This window comes from Henriciella mobilis (assembly GCF_003576285.1).
GTDB classification, from domain to species: Bacteria; Pseudomonadota; Alphaproteobacteria; order Caulobacterales; family Hyphomonadaceae; genus Henriciella; species Henriciella mobilis.
Genome location: NZ_QWFX01000005.1, coordinates 1,034,053 through 1,043,195 on the forward strand (window position 1 = coordinate 1,034,053; position 9,143 = coordinate 1,043,195).

Here is a 9,143-nt window from a genome sequence, read left to right on the forward strand (position 1 = left end):
GCGTTCATTCTAATTATACAAAGTCATGCTAATATCAAGACATAACCCATGGCATGACTCGAGAAGGACCAAAAATGGCCTCCACGAATTCCTCCCTCCACACTGGTCGCCGCGTTCTTGCCGCAGCGGCCCTTGCCAGCGCCATTTTCCTGACAGCCTGCGGGTCGGGAGAGCAGGCCCAAACGGCCAACCCGCAACAGATGCAGACATCCGCGGTTCCGGTCGAAACGATTTTGCTGGAGCCGGTTTCCGTTGAGAGCGTCCGGTCTCTGCCCGCCCGCGCAACCGCATTTGCCGAAGCTGAGATCCGTCCGCAAGTCTCCGGCCTGATCGAGAAGCGCTTGTTCACGGAAGGTCAACAGGTGAGCGAAGGCGACGCGCTCTACCAGATAGACCGGTCGGAATATGTCGCGTCGGTGGAAAGTGCCCGCGCTGCGCTTGCCCGGGCTCAAGCGACAGCTGAGACGGCCCGCCAGACCGCTAGCCGTTTCCAGCGCCTCAGCGACATCAATGCTGTCAGCCAGCAATCCTATGACGAGGCTGACGCTGCTGCCAAGCAAGCTGAGGCCGAAGTCGGCATACAGAAAGCAGCCCTTGAGCGGGCTCGCATTGACCTTGCCCGTACGACTATCCGGGCCCCGATCGATGGCAGTATCGGCCGTTCAACAGTTACGCCCGGCGCGCTTGTTACCGCCAACCAACCTCAGCAGCTCGCCCGGATTCTTCAGCTCGACCCGATCTATGTCGATATGACAGCGTCAAGTTCGGAAGTGCTTCGCTGGCGCCAGGATGTGGCGGCCGGGCGAATTCGTTCCAGCGACGGAAATGCAGGCGTTCCGGTAACGGTCCGGCTGGAAAATGGCCAGGCCTATCCGCATCGCGGCGCGCTTGAGTTCAGCGAAGTCAGCGTTGATGAGGCAGCCGGTACGGTGATCATCCGCGCCCAGGTTCCGAACCCGGACGGCCTGATCCTGCCAGGCATGTTCGTCAAGGCCGAGTTTTCTGCCGGCACGCTCGACGATGTCTATCGCGTCCCGCAGCGCGCTGTTCAGCGTACGCCGAAGGGTGAACCTTTTGCCTACATTGTTGCAGATGATGGCACGGCGCAGCAGGTCATGCTGGCGATCCAGGAATCCGAAGGCAGCGACTGGATCGTCACTGCCGGTGTGGAAGCAGGCCAGAAGCTGATCGTTTCCGGCTTCCAGAGACTGCGTGAGGGCACGCCGGTTCAGGATTCTTCGGTCTCCGGGCGCAACCTGGCATCAATGAAGGTGGCCCCTTCGAGCGTTACCCCTGAATAGCGGACCCGCGACATGGCAAACTTCTTTATCGACAGGCCGGTCTTCGCCTGGGTGATCGCTATTGTCATCATGCTGGGCGGTGTCATGGCCCTGCGTGTACTTCCGGTCGCCCAGTATCCTGACATTGCGCCCACCACGATCAGTGTCAGCGCAGTCTATCCAGGCGCTTCGGCCAGGGCGGTTGAGGACTCCGTCACACAGGTCATTGAGCAACAGATGACGGGGTTGGACGGCCTTGACTACATCTCATCCACGTCGAGCTCGGCGGGAACCAGTCAGATAACGCTGACCTTCGAGACCGGCACCGACCCGGATATCGCTCAGGTGCAGGTGCAGAACCGGCTATCTCTTGCGACCCCGCTCTTGCCGGAGCCGGTCCAGCGTCAGGGTGTGACAGTAAACAAGGCCAGCACCGGGTTTCTGATGATCACCTCGCTGTATTCGCCCAATGGGACGTTCGATCAGACTGACATCGGCGATTATATCCGAAGCAATATTTATGATGCGGTCAGCCGTGTCGACGGCGTCGGTCAGGTCCAGCTCTTCGGGTCGCAATATTCCATGCGGATCTGGCTCGATCCCGATAAGCTGTACCAGTACAATCTTGTTGCTGCCGATGCGATTGCAGCGATCCGCGCCCAGAATACGCAGGTCTCGGCTGGCGCCCTTGGTGGAACGCCGGCCGTTGAGGGACAGGAGATCAATGCGACGATCACGGTCCAGTCCCTGCTGTCGACGCCAGACGAATTCCGTCAGCTGCTGATCAAGACAACGCCGGAGGGTGGTTCCGTTCGGCTGGAAGATGTCGGCCGGGTCGAGATGGGCGCGGAAAACTATTCCTTCGTTGCCCGCTTTAACGGCATGCCGGCATCCGGCTTCGCCGTGTCCCTGGCGACCGGCGCAAACGCGCTGGATACTGCCGAGGCAGTCAAAGAGCGGGTCGCAGAGCTGTCGGCGAACTTTCCTGCCGATCTCGAATATGCCTTTCCCGTCGACTCTACGCCCTTCATCGAGACATCGATCCATGAGGTCCAGAAGACGCTGCTGGAAGCCGTTGTGCTCGTCTTCATCGTCATTCTCGTCTTCCTGCAGAGCCTGCGCGCGTCCTTCATCCCGATGATGGCGGTTCCCGTCGTGCTGCTGGGGACGATGGTTGTGCTGCTTGCGCTTGGCTTCTCGATCAACACGCTCACCATGTTCGCAATGGTGCTCGCCATCGGCTTGCTGGTTGATGACGCCATTGTCGTGGTGGAGAATGTCGAACGGGTGATGGAGGAAGACGGCCTTGCGCCACGTGAGGCAACAAGAAAGTCGATGAAGCAGATCACCGGCGCCCTGGTTGGTATTGCCACGGTGCTATCGGCTGTTTTCGTGCCAATGGCCTTCTTCCCGGGATCGGCCGGTCTGATCTATCGCCAGTTCTCGGTGACGATTGTCTCGGCCATGGCCCTTTCGGTGGTGGTCGCGCTTGTTCTCTCTCCGGCGCTTTGCGCCACGATCCTGAAAGGCGGCCGCCAGGGCGAGCCGGGCGGCGTGTTGGGAGCACCTGCAGCCTTCTTCAACCGCAATTTCAACCGAGTACGGGACGGCTATGAAGCCGTCGTCAGCCGGATCATTCGCCGTCGCTGGGTCTTTGTCGGCGTTTTCGCGGTCATCGTGGTCCTTGTCGGGTTCGGGTTCTCCCGCCTGCCAACCTCTTTCCTGCCTCAGGAGGATCAGGGGCGCGTCATCACGCTCGTCAGCCTTCCCGCTGATGCCAGCCTTGAACGCTCGGCCGAGGTGGTCGACCAGGTTCGCGAGCGCTATTTCGAAGCCCACGGCGACAGCATGGAGGGCATATTCACACTTGCTGGATTCAGCTTCGCTGGGCGAGGGCAGAATAACGGCATCGCGTTCGGCGCCCTGAAAGACTGGTCTGAGCGGACCGAACCGGGACAGGGCGCAAGCGAGATAGCGAACGCCGTTACGGGGAGTTTCTCTTCGTTCACAGATGCCATGGTGTTCGCCATTGTTCCGCCGCCGATACCGGAGCTCGGGAATTCGGCTGGTTTCGACCTGTATCTTCAGGACGCAGGCAATGAAGGCCACGAAGCCCTCATGGCGGCGCAGGGGCAACTTCTTGGAATGGCTGGCCAGAACCAGAAGCTCGCGGGGGTTCGGCCCAATGGCCTTGCCGATGGCCCGCAATTCAAGATCGACATCGACTATCAGAAAGCCCAGGCGCTCGGCATTTCAGTTGCCGATATTACCAACCTGCTCTCGGTCTCCTTTGGCGGCAGCTATGTCAACGACTTCCTGGACAGGGGCCGGATCAAGCGGGTCTATGTCCAGGGCGAAGCGGAATCCCGCATGCAGCCGGATGATCTCGGCGACTGGCGGGTGCGCAACGGCAATGGCGGTATGACGCCGGTCGAGGAAATCGTTTCGACGGAATGGACGTATGGATCGCCGCAGCTTCAACGATTCAATGGCCTGTCAGCGGTCAATATCCAGGGCAATGCGGCGCCGGGAGTCAGTTCGGGTGTCGCGATGTCGGAGATGGAGACGCTCGTCGACCAGCTGCCCGGCAATTTTGACCTTGCCTGGTCAGGGATCAGCGCGCAAGAGCGGGAGGCCGGAAGTCAGTCGACAATGCTCTACATCCTCTCGATCCTGTTCGTCTTCCTGTGCCTGGCGGCACTTTATGAAAGCTGGATCGTTCCGATTGCGGTGTTGCTGACTGCACCCCTGGGTGTGGCGGGGGCAGTGATTGCGGCGCAGCTGCGTGGGCTCGACAATGATATCTTCTTCCAGGTGGCACTGCTTACGACGATTGGTCTTGCTTCCAAGAATGCCATCCTGATCGTGGAGTTTGCCCGCGATCTGGAGCGTCAGGGCATAGAGCTGGTCGAGGCCGTGAAGAGCGCGGTGAGGATGCGCTTCCGTCCAATCATGATGACCAGTTTTGCCTTCGGGTTCGGCGTGCTGCCCCTTGCGCTCAGCACCGGGGCAGGGGCAGCTGGACGTGTCGCCGTAGGCACAGCCGTTGTCGGAGGCCTGATATCGGCAATTCTGTTGGGCTTGTTCTTCGCGCCAATGTTCTACGTTGTAGTCAGGAAACTTGCAGGCGGGCGCCCTCTGAAACAGGCGCAGCCTTCGGAGGCATGAGCATGATCCGGAATTCACTCCTACTGGCAGTCGCAAGCGGCACCCTGATCCTTTCGGGCTGCATGACCGTGAGCGAGCCCTATGAGCGGCCTGATGCGCCGATACCCGCCGCGCTCCCGGTCACGGATCCGGACGGTGAACCCGTCGAACCGGTTGTCTGGGAGGACGTATTTACCGCGCCTGAATTGCGCCAGCTGATTGAAATCGCCCTCGACGAGAACCGCGACCTGCGGATCGCGGCGGCCAATGTGCAGCTGGCCCGCGCGCAATACGGAATCTCACGCGCCCAACGTCTGCCGGCCGTCGATGCACGCGGCGCTGTGACGGAAGGCGGTACGTTTGAAACGGGCAATGCCGGCGGAGCCGGATTTGGTGACAATGCATCCGCCAGTATCGGCGTCACGGCTTACGAACTAGACCTGTTCGGTCGAGTCGCAAATCTCAATGAAGCAGCCTTGCAATCCTATCTCGCAACCGAAGAAGGCGAACGCGCTGCGAAAATCTCTATCGCTGCGACGGTCGGTGAACTCTGGATGCAGCTGGCTGCCGATAAGGCATTGCTCGCCCTGGCCGAAGATACGGTCGATGTGCAGTCGGAATCACTGGAACTGACGGGTGAGCTGTTTGACGCGGGCGTTGCGACCGAGCTTGATGTGCGCCGGGCCTCGGCCAGCGTCGAGACTGCGCGGGCCCAGGTCGCCCAGTTCGCTGCGCAGGTGGATCAGGATCTGAATGCACTTCGCCTTGTGGTGGGGACTGACCTGCCCGAGGGGGTCTACGATGCGGTCCGGCTCGAGCCCGCACCTCTGGTCAGCGACGTTCCGCTTTCGCAGTCCTCTCTGGTGCTGCTCAAGCGCCCGGACGTGCAGCAGGCAGAGCGCCAGCTATTGGCGGCGAATGCGAATGTCGCCGCAGCGCGGGCCGCTTTCTTTCCGGTCATCTCGCTGACCGGACAGGTCGGATACGCGTCGAGCGATCTGACCGATCTGTTTGACGGAACGGCCGGTTGGAGCTTCGGGCCCTCTATCTCGCTTCCGATCTTCGATGCCGGCGCAAGACAGTCCAATCTTGAGGTCAGTCAGGCGCGCCGCGACATCGCGGTGGCCAGCTATGAGCAAGCGATCCAGTCCGCTTTCCGGGACACAGCGGATGCGCTTGCGGTGGCACGGACAATTGATGAGCGGGTCGATGCGCTTGGGCGGTTGGTTGAAGATACGTCGATCACGCTGGAGCTTTCTCAGGAGCGGTTCCAGGTCGGGGTCGATGACTATCTCTCCGTGCTTGACTCGCAGCGTCTCAATTACAATGCCCGTCAGCAGCTCATTCAGGCTGAACTTGTCCGTCACCTCAACATCATCGCGCTTTACCGGGCCCTTGGCGCGTGGCCTGAACAGGGTGCGGCCCCGGCTGGCTTGCAGGGACAAAATTAGCGTCCGGGCGACCTAATCCGCTAAACTTGACGCGAGCGTCACCTAGACAGACGGGCAGTCGCCGTGCTCTCATCGCGAGCATGACACAGGAACATTTCGATGTGCTGATAATCGGCGCCGGCCTGTCAGGCATCGGTGCGGCCTATCATTTGCAGGAAAAGTGTCCGGGAAAGAGCTATGCCATCCTGGAAGGCCGAGACGCCATTGGCGGGACGTGGGACCTTTTTCGCTATCCCGGTATCCGGTCCGACAGCGACATGTTCACCCTTGGCTACATCTTCAAACCGTGGACCGAACGAAAGGCCATCGCGGATGGCCCGTCCATTCTCCGATACATCAACGAGACGGCCCGCGAGAACGGTATCGACAAGCAGATCCGCTTCAACCATCTGGTAAAGCGAGCGAGCTGGGATTCCGAAACTGCGACCTGGACCATCGAGGCCGAAGATGCGGTTTCGGGCGTCAACCATAGGCTGAGCTGCAATTTCCTTTACTCTTGTGCGGGGTACTACTCCTACGAGGGTGGCCACCGGCCGTCTTTCCCGGGTGAGGAGAGCTTTTCCGGCCAGATCGTTCATCCTCAGGCCTGGCCGGAGGATCTCGACTATGCCGGCAAGAAGGTCGTCGTCATTGGCTCTGGCGCGACGGCGGTGACGCTTGTGCCAGAAATGGCAAAGGCCGCCGAACACGTCACAATGCTGCAGCGTTCACCCACCTATGTCGTGTCTCGTCCGGCAGAGGATTCAACGGCGATACAGCTTCGCAAATGGCTGCCGGGAAAATGGGCTTATGGCGTGACCCGCTGGCGTAACATCCTGTTCCAGATGTTCTTTTTCAATCTGGCTCGCAAGCGCCCGGCGAAAGTCAAGAAGCGCATCCTCGACATGGCACAGGAACAACTGGGCCCCGATTTCGACGTCGAGACTCATTTCACACCGACCTACAATCCATGGGACCAACGCCTGTGTCTGGTCCCCGACGGTGACCTGTTCCACGCTTTGAAATCCGGCTCCGCATCGGTCGTGACCGATCACATTGAGCGATTCAGCGAGAACGGGATCGAGTTGAAAAGTGGCGAACATCTGGATGCCGACATTATTGTTACGGCAACAGGGCTGAAGCTGAATTTTCTCGGCGGGATCGATCTGGTCGTGGATGGTCAGGCTGTGCAGCCCGGCGAAATCCATGGTTATCGTGGGATCATGTTCGAGAACGTGCCAAATCTGGTTTCGACGTTCGGTTACACGAATGCGTCCTGGACACTGAAAGCCGACCTCACGGCCGATTTCACGACCAGGTTGCTACGCTTCATGGACAAGAAAGACTATGATGAGGTTCGTCCGGAAGCCGGTGAACCCTTGGGGGACCAGCCATGGCTCGATTTCTCATCAGGTTATGTGCAGCGGGCCAATGACAACCTGCCAAAGCAGGGCGACCGCATGCCTTGGCGCCTGCACCAGAATTATGTGAAGGACATATTCGCCCTCAGGCATGCCAATCTGGAAGACGGCGTGCTCGTCTTCAGGTCGAGGCAGTCGGAGAGCGAAGATACGTCCGACGATTCGCTTAGGCCGCCCGTTGCTGCCCAATAAGCCTGCAGGCGACTGCAACAGCCGGGCAAAATGTCTTGAACGCGCTGCTTGCTCGGCGTATGTCACGCGCGAGTGCCGCCTTAGCTCAGTTGGTTAGAGCGCTAGATTGTGGATCTAGAGGTCTCCCGTTCAAACCGGGAAGGCGGTACCATTTCCCAAGCATCGCAGCAGAGCGGCTCGTCCGTTGCGCGAAACTCACCAGAAATTTGTCCGAAATTGTTGCATTTACGCAGCGCAAGCAAAAAAAAACCACAAGAAGCCAATGGACTTGCCCGTCGCATCTCGCTTCCGGAACAAATCTTTTGTAAACCGATTCCATGCGGGTCACTCCGTTAGCTCTGCGGTCGGTGAGTAATGGTGCTCATGCGGCTCACAAAGAGGAATGAGTATGAAAAGAACTCTGATGTGCGCGACAGCTGCGGCCGCTATGGCGTCGGCAGGTAATGTCGCAATCGCCCAGGACGGCTGGTATGGCCGTGCTGATCTTGGCTACACTTTCGATGGCACTCTGGATCACGATGCTGAGCCGGGGTCGCTTTACTCCCTCGGAGGCGACTCCGATCTGGATGGTGGCCTTCCGGGTGTCAGCGCGGGGATCGGTTACGGTTTCGAAAACGGCTTCCGTATTGAAGGTGTCGCTGGCTGGCGTGCCGGCTCGCTTGATCCGGATGGTGTGATCAATGGCGGTCCGCCGGTTGATACGGCTTCGCTGTTCTTTGAGCCCGGTTCGGACGGCAAGATTTCCGTGATCGACTTCATGGTGAATGGCCTCTACGACTTCATGCCAGAGTCGTCATTCAACCCATATGTGGGCGCCGGTGTTGGTATCTCACAAGTGAAGGCGAAGGCTTTCAGCCTGCGCGCTGCAGATGTTGGTGGAAACACGTCGACCGTTAACGGCTTCAGCGACGAAGACGCGGTTCTGGCATATCAATTCCTTGCAGGGATTGGCTACGACATCACCGAGCAGCTCATTCTCGATATTGGCTACAAGTATTACACGACGGACGATCTGCAGTACGTTGGCCGCGATTACAACGCCAACCCGGTCAACTATGAAGCCCAGTACACCGACCACAGCGTGACGGTTGGTCTGCGGTACCAGTTTGGCGCCCCGCCGCCGCCACCACCGCCGCCGCCTCCGCCACCGCCGCCGCCGCCACCGCCGCCGCCTCCACCGCCTCCGCCGCCGCCACCGCCGCCGCCGGAAGAGGTTGAGGAAGCGCCGGTCGCAGCCTGCTCGACGCTGAACCAGGCCTTCGTGGTCTACTTCGAGTGGGACAGCTCCGACCTGACGAGCCAGGCCGCTGCGGTGATCGACCAGGCCGTTGCCAACATCCGGGCGCGTGAAGACTGTGCCCCGGGCTCGGTGACGATTGTTGGTCACACCGATACGTCGGGTGCGGCGACCTACAACGCTCGCCTGTCGCAGCGCCGTGCGGCTTCTGTTGCCACAGCGCTGACGTCGCGTGGCATCGGGTCTGACATGATCTCGACCGAAGGCCGCGGTGAGAACGATCTCGCCAAGGCGACGCGCGACGGTGTTCGCGAGCCGCTGAACCGTCGTTCGGAAGTCACGATCATCGTCCGCTAGGACGCCGATCCGACAACCAGAAACAGGAATGGCCCGGCAATGCGCCGGGCCATTTTTTTATGGCGCAGACTGTTGGAAA

Annotated in this window: 5 protein-coding genes and 1 tRNA gene; all 6 read left to right on the forward strand. The window is 59.9% G+C overall.

Annotated features, from left to right (window positions below; genetic code table 11):
* Nucleotides 1-74: 74 nt before the first annotated feature.
* Entirely contained in the window at nt 75-1,301 is a 1,227-nt protein-coding gene (locus D1223_RS04615; protein ID WP_158588406.1) for an efflux RND transporter periplasmic adaptor subunit, read from the forward strand.
* 12 nt (nt 1,302-1,313) lie between these two features.
* On the forward strand, nt 1,314-4,448 hold the full coding sequence (locus D1223_RS04620; RefSeq protein ID WP_119375211.1) for an efflux RND transporter permease subunit: 3,135 nt from the start codon (nt 1,314-1,316) through the stop codon (nt 4,446-4,448).
* Between the two features lie 2 nt (nt 4,449-4,450).
* Nucleotides 4,451-5,878 (forward strand): efflux transporter outer membrane subunit, encoded by a 1,428-nt coding sequence (locus D1223_RS04625; protein ID WP_233353036.1) that lies wholly within the window; start codon nt 4,451-4,453, stop codon nt 5,876-5,878.
* Between the two features lie 80 nt (nt 5,879-5,958).
* On the forward strand, nt 5,959-7,470 hold the full coding sequence (locus D1223_RS04630; protein ID WP_119375213.1) for a flavin-containing monooxygenase: 1,512 nt from the start codon (nt 5,959-5,961) through the stop codon (nt 7,468-7,470).
* 74 nt (nt 7,471-7,544) lie between these two features.
* Nucleotides 7,545-7,621, forward strand: a tRNA-His gene (locus tag D1223_RS04635).
* A gap of 237 nt (nt 7,622-7,858) precedes the next feature.
* Complete coding sequence (locus D1223_RS04640) at nt 7,859-9,064, forward strand: OmpA family protein (protein WP_199288187.1); 1,206 nt, start codon at nt 7,859-7,861, stop codon at nt 9,062-9,064.
* Nucleotides 9,065-9,143: the final 79 nt, after the last annotated feature.